14 protein-coding genes are annotated in these 14,648 nt (G+C 71.1%); 11 read left to right on the top strand and 3 right to left on the bottom strand.

Features of this window, described 5'->3' with window-relative positions; genetic code table 11:
* Window positions 1-90: 90 nt before the first annotated feature.
* Window positions 91-1,212 (top strand): MrcB family domain-containing protein, encoded by a 1,122-nt coding sequence (locus MTF69_RS23165; protein WP_243337216.1) that lies wholly within the window; start codon window positions 91-93, stop codon window positions 1,210-1,212.
* Here the strand turns inward: MTF69_RS23165 and MTF69_RS23160 are convergent, their stop codons facing one another.
* Window positions 1,213-2,220, bottom strand: a complete 1,008-nt coding sequence (locus tag MTF69_RS23160) for an SEC-C domain-containing protein (protein ID WP_243337215.1) — start codon at window positions 2,218-2,220, stop codon at window positions 1,213-1,215.
* A gap of 56 nt (window positions 2,221-2,276) precedes the next feature.
* Here MTF69_RS23160 and MTF69_RS23155 point away from each other — a divergent pair, with 56 nt between their 5' ends.
* From MTF69_RS23155 to MTF69_RS23130, 6 genes are all read left to right on the top strand, one after another.
* A complete protein-coding gene (locus tag MTF69_RS23155; RefSeq protein WP_243337213.1) occupies window positions 2,277-3,080 on the top strand; it encodes a class E sortase in 804 nt (267 codons plus the stop codon).
* 89 nt (window positions 3,081-3,169) lie between these two features.
* Complete coding sequence (locus tag MTF69_RS23150) at window positions 3,170-3,313, top strand: DUF3311 domain-containing protein (protein ID WP_243337211.1); 144 nt, start codon at window positions 3,170-3,172, stop codon at window positions 3,311-3,313.
* Window positions 3,314-3,351: 38 nt separating this feature from the next.
* The gene (locus MTF69_RS23145; RefSeq protein WP_243337443.1) at window positions 3,352-4,872 is read left to right on the top strand and encodes a sodium:solute symporter; all 1,521 of its coding nucleotides are present in this window, start codon (window positions 3,352-3,354) and stop codon (window positions 4,870-4,872) included.
* Window positions 4,873-4,949: 77 nt separating this feature from the next.
* On the top strand, window positions 4,950-5,285 hold the full coding sequence (locus MTF69_RS23140) for a DUF6412 domain-containing protein (protein WP_243337208.1): 336 nt from the start codon (window positions 4,950-4,952) through the stop codon (window positions 5,283-5,285).
* A gap of 118 nt (window positions 5,286-5,403) precedes the next feature.
* Entirely contained in the window at window positions 5,404-6,351 is a 948-nt protein-coding gene (locus tag MTF69_RS23135) for a YidC/Oxa1 family membrane protein insertase (protein WP_243337205.1), read from the top strand.
* A gap of 122 nt (window positions 6,352-6,473) precedes the next feature.
* Window positions 6,474-7,331, top strand: coding sequence for a fumarylacetoacetate hydrolase family protein (locus MTF69_RS23130; protein WP_243337203.1), 858 nt, complete (start codon window positions 6,474-6,476; stop codon window positions 7,329-7,331).
* A gap of 34 nt (window positions 7,332-7,365) precedes the next feature.
* On the opposite strand, the gene MTF69_RS23125 is transcribed toward MTF69_RS23130, so the two are convergent.
* Entirely contained in the window at window positions 7,366-8,655 is a 1,290-nt protein-coding gene (locus MTF69_RS23125; protein ID WP_243337202.1) for a transposase, read from the bottom strand.
* A 225-nt stretch (window positions 8,656-8,880) separates the two neighbouring features.
* Window positions 8,881-10,020, bottom strand: coding sequence for a Gfo/Idh/MocA family oxidoreductase (locus MTF69_RS23120; RefSeq protein WP_243337200.1), 1,140 nt, complete (start codon window positions 10,018-10,020; stop codon window positions 8,881-8,883).
* A 115-nt stretch (window positions 10,021-10,135) separates the two neighbouring features.
* Here MTF69_RS23120 and MTF69_RS23115 point away from each other — a divergent pair, with 115 nt between their 5' ends.
* The 4 genes from MTF69_RS23115 to MTF69_RS23100 all read left to right on the top strand — a co-directional run bounded on the left by MTF69_RS23115 (window position 10,136) and on the right by MTF69_RS23100 (window position 14,645).
* Entirely contained in the window at window positions 10,136-11,212 is a 1,077-nt protein-coding gene (locus MTF69_RS23115) for an ROK family protein (RefSeq protein ID WP_374323591.1), read from the top strand.
* Window positions 11,213-11,821: 609 nt separating this feature from the next.
* Window positions 11,822-12,577, top strand: coding sequence for a hypothetical protein (locus MTF69_RS23110; RefSeq protein WP_243337196.1), 756 nt, complete (start codon window positions 11,822-11,824; stop codon window positions 12,575-12,577).
* A gap of 24 nt (window positions 12,578-12,601) precedes the next feature.
* The gene (locus tag MTF69_RS23105; RefSeq protein ID WP_243337194.1) at window positions 12,602-13,375 is read left to right on the top strand and encodes a GntR family transcriptional regulator; all 774 of its coding nucleotides are present in this window, start codon (window positions 12,602-12,604) and stop codon (window positions 13,373-13,375) included.
* Window positions 13,376-13,523: 148 nt separating this feature from the next.
* Complete coding sequence (locus MTF69_RS23100) at window positions 13,524-14,645, top strand: TIGR03364 family FAD-dependent oxidoreductase (RefSeq protein ID WP_243337192.1); 1,122 nt, start codon at window positions 13,524-13,526, stop codon at window positions 14,643-14,645.
* The last annotated feature ends 3 nt before the right edge of the window (window positions 14,646-14,648 follow it).

Genomic DNA, 14,648 nt, shown 5'->3' with positions numbered 1-14,648 from the left:
CGATTTCGCCTGCGATGAAATCTGGCCAGAGATATCCAGAATGTGATCGATCGGGATTGACTGGTGTTGATCTTTGCGTAGCGTTTTGGCATGACGATGCGAGACCTGCTCTTCGAAGTTTCACAGACGTATGATCAGAAAGCGGGTACGAAGGAACACGTTCCTGGTCAGAAGGTGCTTCGGAAGGTGGCGAGCCGTACCGACCTCGGGGTGCTGGAAGGCTGGGAAGCCGCAGGCTACGGAGGAAAGGGGACTGCGGCCGTCGCACCCTGGGTCGGAGTATTCGATCCGAAGATCAATCGCGATCCGAAGATCGGGCTGTACCTTGCGTATATTTTCAGCACGGACCTGAAGACGGTGACGTTGACCCTTCAGCAGGGGGTCACGGATCTGGAGGAGAAGATCCGTGTGCGGAAGGTCCTCCTCAGTCATCTTGAGCGGCAGGCCGATCGCCTCTTTGCCGCTCTGCCGGCGGAGTTGGCCGAGGATTGGAACTACCGCCCGTCCTTCGGTTGGCAGGAGCGTCCGGAAGCGTACGAGGCCGCAAGCGTGGTGGCCCGTCCGTACGACATCAGCAACCTGCCTGCGGAGGACGAGCTTCAGCAGGACCTTCGCGCGGCTGAGAGCCTGCTGAGGAGTGCGGCGGAAGCTGAGAAGGGGATGCGCGCCGTAGCGGAAGGCGAGTCGGATCCTGTCCAGCCGAAGCGCAAGCGGAAGGCCGGGGCTGCTCCCTTGATCGGGTTCAAGCCGGGCAACAGCTCGGCCTACCTGGTGGCCATCGCGGCCCACGAGCAGTTGAAGAGCCGAAAGCACGAACTGCTGATCAAGGATTTCGCTACCCACATCGCCCAGCGGGACTACGAGGCGAGGAACCAGAAGATCCACCCCAAGGATCTGACGCTCCACCCGGCCGACGCGGCCGCGGGCGATGCCGGATCGGTCGATCTCCAGGAGTGGCTCGTCGAAGCCAAGGTGCTCCGGAACGGCAACGCTGCTTCTGCCGTACGCGAGGCCGTTGGTCAGCTCAAGGAATACAGCTACTTCCTCTACGGAGAGAAGGGGCTGAAGGCCCCCCATCTCATCGCTCTCTTCTCCGAGGACATCGGGGTGTACGCGTCTTACCTGGAAGCTGAAGGCATCGCCGCGATCTGGCAGACCAGCGAGGGCTGGGACGGGACCGTCACCGCTCTTGCCTGGGGAATGGTGGGCTGATCAGGCAGCGCTATTTCCGTGGCACTCCCCGTACGGCCTGCCCGAGGTGCACCAGCACGGGTTTGTGGGGGTTGGGGGCCACGGGGTGGCTTTGCCTCGGGCGGCCAGGGTGGTGGCGTATTCCGCTAGGAGGGATGGGGAGGACGGGGAGGTTTTCTCCGAGGCTGCGAAGGCTTCGTAGGAGGGGACGCTGGCCGTGACGATGCCCAGGTTCGTCGTGCCCGAGGCGGCCAGGGTGCGGAGGGAGGCTTCCACCTGGGCCAGGTGGGCGTCGTGGGAGGGGTACTCCGCGGAGAGGGTGGGGTACGAGGTGAGGAGCTCTGCCAGTTCGCGGGCCGGCCAGTGGAGGATCGCCACCGGGAAGGGGCGGGAGAGCGCGGCGCGGCGGTCGCCGAGTTCGGCGCGCAGGCGGGCGATCTCGGCGCGGAGTTCGGCGGGGTCGTCGGAGCCGAGGGCCCAGATCCGCTTGGGGTCGTGGAGTTCGTCCAGCGGGATCGGGCCGATGTGGCGAGTGTCCGCGACCATGTCCCAGTCGTCGTGGGGGAGCCCGAGGAGGCGGCGTACGCGGTGGCGGCCCGTGAGGAGTGCGGTCGTGGCCGGGGTGAGGGGGGCGTTGTCCGGGGCCAGGAGGGTGGCCGCCTCCGTGAAGCACTGGTGGGAGGCTTCGAGTTCGTCGTGGGCCTCCAGGGCCTCGGCGATGACCTCCCAGGGGGCGGGGTCCGAGGGGGCCGCCGCGCGGATGCCCTGGATGAGGGCGCGGGCCTCGGGCTCGTGGCCGTACTCCCAGAGGTTGGCCGCCTGGAGGGCCTTGATGAGGGACGGGTCGTCCGTCGTGTCCGCGGCCAGGAGTTGGTCGTAGAGGGCGCTCGCCCGTTCGCGTTCGTCGGCCAGTTCGAGGTGGGCCGCGGCCTGGAGGAGCAACGGCTCCTGGTCCTCGGGGTAGCGGGTCGCCGTGCGGATGAGGCGCTCGGCTTCGGCGATGTGCTCGGCAGGCGTGTCGGGGCGCATGGTTTGCAGCGTACTGCCGCTGGTCAGTTGAGGGGGGAGGACTTAAGGTGCCGCCCGTGCGAGATCGCGTGCGGGTCGTGGTGCAGGGGAAGGGCCGGCGGTCGCGCCGGGCCGGTATCGCGGGGGCGTTGTGGGCGGCCGGTGAACTGGCGGTCACCGTGGGCGTGGTGGTGATGTTGCTGGTGGTGCACCAGGTGTGGTGGACCAACCGGCAGGCGCTGAGTGCCGCCCACGAGGTGGTGAGGGAGCTGGAGAGGGGTGGGTGGGCCCCCGTGCCCGAGGAGGGTGGGGTGGAGGAGGATCCGGCCGCCGGCTCTGACGCCTCTGCCGTAGGACCGTCCGACGGGCCGGACGGGTCCGGGTCCCCGGGTGGTGCGCCCGCGGGGAACTCCGGGCCGCGTACCGCCAAGCCGCCGCCGCGGGCGTCCGCGTACGGCGTCCTGCGCATTCCGCGTCTCGGTGTCGCCGTGCCCGTCGCGCAGGGCGTGGACAAGCGGTCCGTGCTCGACAAGGGGTACGCCGGGCATTACACCGGGACCGCGCAGCCCGGCGCCGAGGGGAACTTCGCGCTCGCCGGACACCGCAACACGCACGGGGAGCCCTTCCGTTACATCAACCGGCTCAGGGCCGGGGACGAGTTGATCGTGGACGTGCGGGGGAAGAGGTACGTGTACCTGGTCGGGCAGACGCTGGCGGAGACGACCGAGCGCGACACCGGGGTGATCGCGCCCGTCCCGCGCAGCACGGTCACGCCGGGGGCCGGGTACAGCGAGCCCGGTGCGTACATCACGCTGACCACCTGCACGCCCGAGTACAGCTCCAAGTACCGGCTCGTGGTGTGGGGGACCCTCAAGCGCTGACGCGTGGACGGGCGGGCGGACCGTAGGGTGGGGCGGTGCGTCGGAAAAGGGTGAAACGTCCGCAGTTGGTGTGGCTTGCCGTGCCGTTCGTGTTGTTTGCCGGCGGGCTGCCGGTCGCGAACCGGGTGGAGCCGGCGCTGGGCGGCGTACCGTTCCTGCTCCTCTGGTTCGTCGGGGCGACCCTGCTGACCCCGCTCGCGGTCTGGCTGACCTGGCGCGGTGATCACCGGTGAGTCAGGTGGCTGTGGCGACCAGCGTCTTCGGCGTGTTCATGGTGGCCACCGTCGCGCTCGGACTGCTCGCGGTCCGCGGGCGGGGCGGGCTGAGCGGGGGCGGCGGCGGGATCGCCGAGTGGTCGGTGGGCGGGCGGTCGCTCGGCACCGTCTTCATCTGGGTCCTGATGGCGGGCGAGGGCTACACGAGCTTCAGCTACCTCGGCGCGGCCGGCTGGGGCTACAACTACGGCGCCCCCGTGATGTACGTGGCCGCGTACATGTCCTGCGGCTACGCGGTCGGTTACGTCGTCGGGCCCATGCTGTGGGACTACGCGCGCCGCCACGGCCTCGTCGGCATCACGGACATGGTGAGCCACCGGTACGGACGCCCCTGGCTCGGTGCGGCGGTCGCCGTCCTCGCGACCGTCTTCCTGCTCCCCTACATCCAGCTCCAGATCACCGGAATGGGTGTGGTGGTCTCGACGGTGACCTACGGGGCGGTGTCCCTGGAATGGGCGTACTTCATCGCCTTCGCCGTCACCACCGGCTTCGTCGTGGTGAGTGGGCTGCGCGGCAGCGCGTGGGTGTCCGTGCTGAAGGACGTGCTGGTCATCTGCACGCTCGGGTTCCTCGCCGTCTACGTGCCCCAGCACTACTTCGGCGGCTACGGGGAGCTCTTCGAGCGGCTCACGGCCGAACGCCCGCAGTGGCTGACGCTCCCCGGCGCCGGGAGCGGGGAGGGCGGCCGGGGCGAGCTGGGGGTGGGGTGGTTCGCCTCCACCACCGTGCTGAACGCGCTGACGGTTGTCATCTTCCCGACCACGGTGGCGGGGTACCTGGGCGCGCGGAGCGCCGATGCGCTGCGCCGCAACGCCATCCTGCTGCCCGCGTACAACGTGCTGCTCTTCGTGCCGATGCTGCTGGGCATGGCAGCGCTGTTCGTCGTACCGGGACTGACGGGCGCCGAGTCCAACCTCGCGCTGTTCAAGCTGGTCGTGGACTTCCTGCCGGCGTGGGCGGTGGGGGTGATCGGGGTGGCGGCGGCACTGTCGTCGATCGTGCCGATGGCGGTGTTCATGCTGGTCATCGGCACGATGTGGGGGCGCAGCGTGCTCTCGCTCGTGCCGCGCTGGAGCTCGGGCGAGCGGCAGAAGCTCGCCTCGCAGGTGGTCGTGGTGGCGGCCGGGACGATCGCGCTGGTGATGACGTACACGGCGCCGAACACGCTGGTCAGGCTCTCGCTCGTGTCCTACGAGGGCATGGCGCAACTGGTGCCGATGCTGCTGCTGGGTCTCGTGTGGCGCCGGCTCACGATGGCGGCCGCGGTGTGCGGGCTGGCCGCGGGGGTCGCGGTCGTCTGCGGGCTGGTCTTCACGGGCAACGACCCGGTGTGGGGTGTGAACGCGGGCATGGTCGCCCTCGCGGTGAACCTGGCGGTCGCGCTGACGGTGACCTGGCTCGGCCCGCGGGAGGGGGCGGGGGAGGGGGACGGGAGGCCGGACGAGGAGGTTCTCGCGCGTGATCCGCTGCCCGGGGATCAAAACGAGGTCCCGTACGTTGTCAGTGTGCGCGGTTAGTATCGATCGCGAGTACGAGTACGAGTGCCAGTGCGGGTACGGGAGTTCGTGCGCCGGAGCGGGAGGGGGCGGTTCGTATGGCAGAGCACAGTGGGCTTCGCCCCGTGCGCTTCACGGTGCCGTCCGCGCGGCTGTTGGCCGTGCTGGCCCCGCTCCTGCTGCTCGGCGGCTTCCTCGGGCTGTTCGCCGGGGAGGGCGGGCTCGGCTCGGTCGTGGTGGTCCTCGCGGCGAGCTTCGCCGTGGGCGCCTCGGCTCTGGCCGCCCGGCTGGTCCGGCCGGTGCCGCCGCACCGAATACGTACCGCGATCCGTGATCGCGAGCAGCGCACGGCGTTCTTGCCGCAGCGCGATCCCGACGCTTCGGGCCGGTCGAGGCCCAGGGCGCCCGGCCGTCCCCTGCCGACGGCCGCGTAGGGGCGCGCAGCTCCTTCCTGCAGATCACTTCTGATCGCTTCACCTTGCCGCCCCTCGCGGGTCGTCACGCCGAAACGCATTCCTTTCGACGTTCGACGAGTCCCTTCGGAGGGCCCACGTGTCCGTTTTCATCGATCTCGTTTCTGTGCTGGGCCGGCTCCTGGAGCCGGTGCTGGCCGAGTCCGCGACCGCTGCCGCGATCGTGCTGTTCACCGTGCTCGTGCGGCTCGCGCTGCACCCGCTGAGCCGGGCCGCCTTCCGCGGGGCGACCCCGGTGGCGGGCCTGCTGCCGGTGCTGCTCCAGCTGCCGGTGTTCTTCCTGATGTACCGGGCGTTCTCCTCCGCGGAGATCGGCGGGGCCGCCAACGAGCTGCTCGGGCACCGGCTGTTCGCCGCGCCGCTCGGGGACCGGTGGGGCGACGCCCTCGGGGAGGGCGGTCTCTTCGGGGAGCGGGGGCTGGTGTTCCTCGGGCTGTTCGCGGTCGTCGCGGTGGTGGCCGCGTGGAGTGCGGTACGCGGACGCAAGGCGGTGGCGCTGGCCGCTGCGACGGGCGGAGTCGGGGCTTCCGGGGCCCAGGCGGGCAGGGCCGGCGGGGCGGGCAAGGCCGGCGGGGCTTCCGGGGCCGAGGCGGGCGGGCTGAAGGCCGGCGGGGACAAGGTCGGCGGGGGTAACGGCGGCAGGGCCAAGGCCGACACGGGTAAGGGTGGCCGGGCCAAGGCCGACACGGGTAAGGGTGGCCGGGCCAAGGCCGACACGGGTAAGGGTGGCCGGGCCAAGGTTGGTGGGGGTGTGCCCGGGGGCAAGGGCTCGGGGGGCGGTGGAGCCGGGGCGGTTGCCGGGTTGAGTGCCGAGCAGCAGGAGCTCATGCGGAAGCTGGGCGGCGTACTGCCCCTGCTGTCCTTCGGGACGCTGATCACGGCTGCCCTGGTGCCGCTGGCGGCCGGGCTGTACCTGGTCACCACCACCGCCTGGTCGGTGGCCGAGCGCATCTGGCTCCAGCACCGGAAGGACCGGGCGGAGCCTGCCGGGCGGGCGGTCAGCGGAGCAGAGCGTTCCGCCATGTGAACAGGGTCTTGCGGATGAGGCCGACATCTTGGAGGATCGACCAATCCTCCGATGGCCGCAACCCATCGTCCGGCCCGGGGCATGCCCATGGGCCGACCACCCTCGACCACGGGAGAATGCCCATGAAGCTGCTGCGTGTAGGACCCGTCGGGTCGGAGCGCCCCGCGCTGCTCGACCAGGACGGGACCCTGCGGGACCTGTCCGGCCTGATCACGGATGTGGACGGCGCGCTGCTCGCCGACGACTCCGTGCTGTCCCGGGTACGGGACGCGGCCGGATCCGGTGAGCTCCCGGTGCTGGATGCCGAGGGTCTGCGGATCGGGTCCGCCGTCGGCCGCATAGGCAAGGTCGTGGGCATCGGCCTGAACTACCACGGGCACGCGGCCGAGGTGGGCGCCGAGGCGCCGGCCGAGCCGATCGTGTTCCTCAAGGCTCCGGACACCGTGGTCGGCCCCGACGACACAGTGCTGATCCCGCGCACCAGCGTCAAGACCGACTGGGAGGCGGAGCTCGGCGTCGTCATCGGCGCCACCGCCCGCTACCTGGCCTCCCCCGAGGAGGGCCTCGCGCACGTCGGCGGATACGTGCTGGTCAACGATGTGACCGAGCGCGCCTTCCAGACCGAGCGCGGCGGCACGTGGGACAAGGGCAAGAACTGCGAGACCTTCACCCCGCTCGGCCCCTGGCTGGTCACCGCGGACGAGATCCCGGACCCGCAGGTGCTGGACGTCAAGCTGTGGGTCAACGGTGAGCTCAAGCAGGACGGCAACACCTCCGACCAGATCTTCGCGGTCGGCGAGGTCGTGCGGTACGTCAGCCAGTTCATGACCCTGTACCCGGGCGACGTCATCGTCACCGGCACCCCGGCCGGTGTGGCCGCGGGCCAGCCGGAGCCGAAGCCGTTCCTGCGGGCGGGCGACGTCGTGGAGCTGGAGATCGACGGGCTCGGCCGTCAGCGCCAGGAGTTCAAGGACGCTTGACGATGCTCGCTCCCGCTAACGGGAGCGATTCCCTTCAGCTCGCATGGGCGGGCTTCGGGGCTTCACGCGTACGCCTCCGGCCGGTGGCCGGGACTCGCACCGTTGTGGTGCTGCGCGTGCTGTTGATGTCCGAGCCGCCCGTCCGGCGGGCTCGGGCCTCGATCTCGACCGAGGCGTTGTGGTCGGCGTCGTCCTCGTGCCCGCAGTGGACACAGGCGAACAGCCGGCCGCATCCCTTACGGGATTCGGGATCAACCTTCCCGCAGGCAGGGTTGCCGCAGGTCTGGGAGGTGTGGAACGGCGGCACCACTACGAGCGCGGACCCGTGCATGCGGGTCTTGTACTCCAGTTGGCGCCGCCGTTCCCCCGGGGTGTTGTCGAGGATGGACCGGTTCAGCCCGGCCTTCGCCCGGACGTTCTTCCCCGGGCTCTCTGTGGTGCCTTTCGCGGACTTGGTCATGTTCTTCACGCGTAGGTCCTCGATGCCGATCAGGCCGTGGTTTTTGGCGAGGTCGGTGGTGAGCTTGTGCGTGAAGTCCTGACGTCGGTTGGCCCGCCGGGTGGTGATCTTCGCGATTTGGGTGATCGTCGTGCGCAGGCGGCGGCTGTATTTCCCGCCCTGGTGCTTCTTCGCGTAGGTGATCTGGCGGGACTTGCGCTGCTCCAGCGCTTTCAGTCGCTTTCGTTCGTTGGTTGTGAGCGTCGGGGGCATGAGCCGGGGTGCGGTCTCGGTCGAGACGAACACGGATGCGGCGACGCCGAAATCCACTCCGCACGCGGGCTTCCCGTTCGGTGCGTCTGGCTTACGACCGGTGTGAGCGCCGAAGCTGATGTGCCAGCCGTTGCCGTCCCGGGACACGGTGGCGTTACGGATCGTCCCTCCGATCGCGCGGGAGAGGCGGAACCGGAGCCAGCCGAGTTTCGGGAGGCGAACCTCGGCCCACTTGCGGTTCAGTTTGCGGACCTCGACCGCCTGCCCGGGAAACGGGATGGACAGGCGGTGCCCGCGCTTCTTCCGCGTTGGAAACCCAGCAGCATGCCCAGGATTCCAGAAATTGTCGTACGCCCGGTCGAGGCTGCGCAGGATTTGCTGCCCGGCCTGCGCGGGGAGCTGCCCAATCCAGTCCAGCTCATGACGGGCAGAGGTGAGGTGCCTGGACTGTTCAATGGCGCGCAGGCTGTACCGGCGCTGTTCCCACAGGTACACCCGCTGTTCCAGGGCCACGTTCCACAGAGCGCGCGCGGTGTGACCCCACCCGGTCAGGACCTCGTCCTGATCGCCGGTGGGGTACGCACGATACCTGCGCCCCATGTCCGCCTTCATGTCGCCAATCGTGCCGACGATTCATGGCTGATATGGCCAAGATCCGAAAATGGCGGATTGTGCGCATTCCTGACGCATGCACTTGGTTTTCGCGACGAAGTCCGCAACAAGGTGTTCCGAATGTGCATCGCAAGCAGATGGAGGAGATCCCGCGCGCCGTGTGCGCAAACTTCGAGTGCCAGCCGGCCGAGGGTCGTGCGGGCCTGTGCCGTCCCTGAATCAGGGTCAGTGGGCTCCTCGGCTTCGGCTGGCTCGTCGGGATACGGGGAGCTCCACGACCACCCCGTCCCTCGACGACCTGCGGGCCGCCTCCAGTACGTCAAGGCAGTGCGCCGCTTCCAAGGCTGTGACGGGCGCCGGGCCGCCGTCGCGCAATGCCGCCGCCACGGCCGCGTAGTAGGCCGGGTAGTCGCCCGGCGCCGTCCGTACCGGCGTGCCCCCGCCGGTCAGCGGTGATTCCCCGGAGCCCAGCCGGCCCCACAGGTGCTCGGGCTCCTCGCCCCAGGCGTGGTCGGGGTCGCCGGGGCGCAGGCCCTCGCGCAGCGCGCCCTCCTGGGGGTCCAGGCCGTACTTGACGTAGCCCGCGCGGGAGCCCAGTACGCGGAAGCGCGGGCCCAACTGGGCCGTGGTCGCGCTGACGTAGAGGTGGGAGCGGACCCCGCTCGCGTGGGTGAGGGCGATGAAGGTGTCGTCGTCCGCCTCGGCGCCCGGGCGGCGTACGTCGGTCTCCGCGTAGACCCGTACGACTGGGCCGAAGAGCACCAGCGCCTGGTCCACCACGTGGCTGCCGAGGTCGTACAGCAGGCCGCCGATCTCCTCAGGGGCGCCGGATTCCCGCCAGCCGCCCTTGAGCTGCGGGCGCCAGCGCTCGTAGCGGGACTCGAAGCGCTGGATCTCGCCCAGCTCGCCGTCGGCGATGAGGCGGCGCAGGGTGAGGAAGTCGTTGTCCCAGCGGCGGTTCTGGAAGACCGACAGGAAGGTCCCGGTGCGGTCGGCGAGCGCGGCCAGCTCGCGGGCTTCCGCGGCGGTGGCGGCGAGCGGCTTGTCCACGACCACGGGGATGCCGGCGGTGAGGGCGGCGGTGGCGAGCGGGACGTGCGTCTTGTTCGGGGAGGCGATGACGATGAGGTCCGGGGCGGGGCTCTGGGTGAGCAGCTCGGTGGCGGTGGCGGCGATCCGGACGTCCGGGTAGGCCTCGCGGGCCTGGGCGACGCGGCCCGGGTCGGAGGTGACGACGGTGTCCAGGACCAGGCCCTCGGTCGCGGAGACGAGCGGGGCGTGGAAGACGGAACCGGCCAGTCCGTAGCCGACGAGTCCGACGCGGATGGGTGTGGTGGGGGTGAGGGGGGAGGCGGGGGCGTTCATGGGTCCACTTTGGCAACAGTGTTGCCTAAGTGCAAGGAGGGTGGACAATGGGCAGGTGGACAGGGGTAGCAGGGGTAGCGGCGGTAGCAGGGGCGACACGGGTGGCGGCAGCGGCGTGAACCTGCCGGTGCTGCGCGGGCACAACGACGCACTGGTACTGGACCTCCTGCGCGGAGCCGGCCCCGCAGGGCTCGGCCGCGGTGACCTCGCCGTGCGTACGGGACTCACCCCGCAGGCCGTCAGTAAGATCGCGGCGCGGCTCCGGAGCGAGGGCCTGGTGGCCGACGCCGGACGCGAGGCCTCGACGGGAGGCAAGCCGCGCACGCTGCTGAGGCTGGTGCCGGAGGCGCGGTACGCGGTCGGGGTGCACCTGGACCGCGACGAGCTCACGGCGGTACGGGTCGACCTGGCGGGCCGCGTCGTCGCCGACGCGCGGGCCCCGCTGGACTTCGGGGCCGGTCCGGACGCGGTGGTCGAGGAGGCCGTACGGGCCGTCGCGCGGGTGTGCGGTGACGGCGCCGGCCGTGGCGGTGACCGGCCCGTCGTCGGTGTCGGCGTGGCCGCGCCGGGGCCGCTGGACTGGCGGACCGGGGTGCTGGGGCGGGTGACGGGGTTCCCGGAATGGGAGGGGTTCCCGTTGCGGGAGGTGCTGGAGGGGCGGTTGGGGGTTCCCGTGCGGGTGGACAAGGACACCAATGCGGGGGTCGCGGCGGGGGCCGGCTTCGGAGAGGCCGCCTTCGGGGAGGCCGTGGCGTACGTGCACGTCGGCACCGGACTGGGAGCGGGGCTCCGGCTGGCCGGCGGTGGAGAGGTCTACCGGGGGCGGCGCTCGGCGGCGGGGGAGTTCGGGCACCAGGTGCTGCGGCTGGACGGGCCGGCCTGCCGGTGCGGGGGGCGCGGGTGTGCGGAGGTGCTGTGCCTGGACGCGGTGGCCGGGGGCCGGCTGGAGGAGGCGGCGCGGATCGTGGGGGAGGCGGCGGCGAACCTGGTCGCGCTGCTGGATGTGGACCGTGTGTTGCTCGGGGGGCGGGTGGTGGCGGCTGCGCCGGGGGTGTTCCTGGCGGGGGTGCGGGGGGTGTTGGGGGTGCGGGCCTTTGTGGGGGGTGCGGTGAGGGTTGAACTCGCTGAGGGGGGTGTGGCGGAGGGGGCGGCGGAGTTGGTGCTTGGCCCGTTGTTCGGGCGGGGGGTGTGAGGGGCGCTTGGCCCTGGCTCCTGGCCCTTGCCTCTTGCCTCTTGCCTCTTGCCTCTTGCCTCTTGCCCCTTGGCCCTTGGCCCTTGGCCCTTGGCCCTTGGCCCCTAGCCCCGGTCCGGGGTGTGGCTTGTGCGTGCCGCCGGGCTGGCCGGCCTGTCCCCCGACCGAGGCGCGGCTGCGGGTTTTCCGCTGCGCGGGGCGGAGTCCCCGCGGCGACCCTTGCCGCTGCGCGGGGCGAAGTCCCCTACCCGCCCTTCGCCCGTTCCCCGGGCTCTGCCCGGACCCCGGTCCTCAAGCGCCGGACGGGCTGGAGGGGGGGTACCGGGCTGCGCCCGGACCCCCTGGGGCTCCGCCCCAGACCCCGGTCCTCAAACGCCGGACGGCTAAGAGCCGGACGCCGGTCCTCGGGTGTCGGCGAGGTTCGATGTCCGCCGAATGGGGGGAAATGGGGAGAACTTGGGCGTGGTGCTGGACATGGGGTCGGGCGTGCGTGGGAGGGTGCGGGCAAGGCCGGGGTGATTGTCGGCTTGTACGGCAATCGGTTTTCTGGTCGCTCGGGTCGTTCGGTTCGTTGTTCCTTGTTCTGTCATCGGCGAGTAGGGGTTCTTCATGCGACTGCGCAAAGCCCTTGCCCTCGCAGCCGTCTTCGTGGTCTCCACCGCACCCACCGCGTCCGCGGACATCGGTACCGGTGGCGGAGCCCGTCCCGCGCCTGCGTTGCCCTCGCGGGTGGAGGCCGTCTGCGGTGACGGGAAGAGCACGCAGTTTCCGATCGGCGCCCGGATCCGCGGTGGACCGGCCGTGTACCGGACCGGCGGCGCGGCGCAGACCTGGTACCTCGACCTCACCAACACCACCACCACCGAGTGCACGGCAATCCACCCCGTCGTCGTCTTCACCGACCCGGCCCGCGCCCTGCGACCCGCCCATTTCCGGATGGAGTTCGACGCCCCGGGCAGCACCTTCCCCGTCAGCCTCGAGCGCACCGACCGGGATGAGATCGTCGCCGTCTTCGACGGTGGCGACGCCTTCTCCGGCTTCACCGTCGGCCCCGGCGGTTCGGTGACCGTCACCGTCCGGCTCGCCTTCGCCCCCGGCGCCCCGCTCGGCGAAGCCGTCGCCGACGCCGCGCTGGTGCAGCGCAAGGGCGACGACGGCGACTGGATCGGCGAGGCGGGCGGCTACCGCTTCGAGGTCCAGGGCCCGGACGCGCAGACCGGCGAGGCCGGAGCGCTGGCCGACACCGGCCTCACCACGGGCGCCTGGGCGTACGGGGCCGGCGCCGCGGCCGCCCTGGCCGGCGGCGGCGGACTCCTGCTCGGGGCCCGCCGGCTGCGCAAGGGGCCCGGCCCGCAGTCCGCGTAGGGCAGGTCCACGTAGAGTCCGAGGGTGGAAGAACCGACCGCCTACGCGCACCACCACCAGCCCGGCCTGCCCGTCCGCTCCGGCATCCCCGAGCACGGCCGCATCCCCAAGTACTACGCCGTCAAGGCCCGCATCGCCGGGCTGCTCGACGAGCTCGGCGAGGGGGGACTCCTCCCCACCGAGCGCGATCTCGCCGAGCAGTACGAGGTCTCCCGCGAGACCGTCCGCCAGGCCCTGCGCGAGCTGCTGCTGGAGGGCCGGCTGCGCCGCTCGGGCCGCGGCACCGTCGCCGCCGGGCCCAAGCTCGAACAGCCCCTGTCGCTGGCGAGTTACACCGAGGGCGTTCGCCGCCAGGGGCGCACCCCGGGCCGCCACCTGATCGGCCTGGAACGCTTCCCCTGCCCGGCCCCCGTGGCCCCCGGCATCGGCGCCGAGCCCGGCGAGCCGGTCTGGCACCTGGAGCGGGTGCTGCTCGCCGACGAGGAGCGGGTCGGGCTCGAGAGCACCTACGTCCGGGTCGCCCGCGCACCCCGCCTCGACATCGATTTCCAGCCGGACTCCTCCTTCTACGGATACCTCCACGACAGCCTCGGCATCTCCTTCGGCGACGCCGACGAGAAGCTGGAAACGGTCCTCGCCACGCCCCGCGAAGCCCTGCTGATCGGCACCCCGCCCGCGCTCCCGATGCTGCTCATCCACCGGTTCTCCCGGGATCGGGACGGCAGGCCGCTGGAGCGGGTGCGTTCTCTCTACCGTGGTGACCGGTTCAGCTTCACGACCCACCTGCGGCCCGAATAGTCCCGCCCGAAGCCCCCCGTAAGCCCTGAAAGAGGACGAACTCGTATCACAGAATGGTAACGGGTCTAGTCCAAGCGTTGGAGGCTGTTCACCGGAGCGTCGCCCGGGGGATCCTCCCGGGTCACGGGCCGCCGTCACCTTGGAGCACGTGAGAGTCATAGTCGTCGGAGGCGGCGTGGTAGGCACCATGCACGCCTGGCAAGCAGTGGAACGCGGCCACGAGGTCGTCCAGATCGAGCGAGAGGCGGAGGCCCGCGGAGCGTCGTTGCGCAATTTCGGCCAGATCTGGGTCAGTGGGCGGGCCGGTGGCGAGGAGCTCGACACCGCCCTGCGGGCCCGCGAGCTCTGGGAGGCGATCGGTGAGCGCGTACCCGGCCTGGGCTTCCGCGCCATCGGCTCCCTGACCCCGGTACGCAACTCCCGCGAGCACGCCGTCGCCGAGGCCGCCGTGGCCCGCCCCGACGCCGCCGCCCGCGGCTACAAGCTGGTCACCGCCGAGGAGGCCAGGGCGATCAACCCCGCCCTGCGCGGCGCGTTCGAGGCCGCCCTGTGGTGCGAGCGGGACGCGGCCGTGGAACCGCGCACCGCCCAGCTCCACCTGCGCGAAGCCCTGGGGGCCTCCGGCCGCTACACCTTCCTCCCCGGACGGGAAGTGCGCGAGGTCGTGGGGAACGGAGCCGTCCGCGACGACCACGGAGACGTCCACCAGGGCGACGCCGTGATCCTGGCCACCGGCGCCTGGCTCTCCGGCCTGGTCCGCGAACTGGTCCCCGACCTGCCCGTACGCCGCGTCCGGCTGCAGATGATGCAGACCGCCCCGCTCGGCGAGCCCCTGGCGACCTCGGTCGCCGACGCCGACAGCTTCCGCTACTACCCCGCCTACAAGAGCGAAGCCCTCGACGAGCTCAACGCCGAGCAGGCCCAGGCGCCGATCGCCGCCGCGCACAAGATGCAGCTCCTGATGGTGCAGCGGCAGGACGGCGGACTGACCATCGGCGACACCCACGAGTACGAGCACCCCTTCGCGTTCGACACCCTCGAAGACCCCTACGCGCACCTCGCCGAGGTCGTCGAGTCCTTCCTGGGCCGCCCCCTGCCGCAGATCAGGCACCGCTGGGCGGGCGTGTACGCGCAGTGCACCGACACCACCCGCGTCGTCCACCGCCAGCAGGTGGCCGACGGCGTCTGGCTGGTGACCGGGCCCGGCGGCCGGGGCATGACCTGCTCGCCCGCCATAGCCGAAACCACCGCGAACGAACTGGGCTGGTAAGCA

Origin of the sequence: Streptomyces sp. AP-93, from assembly GCF_022808175.1 — a bacterium.
Taxonomy (GTDB): Bacteria; Actinomycetota; Actinomycetes; order Streptomycetales; family Streptomycetaceae; genus Streptomyces.
The sequence above is the reverse complement of the archived record's forward strand: the minus strand, read 5'-3'. Positions and strand labels throughout refer to the sequence as shown.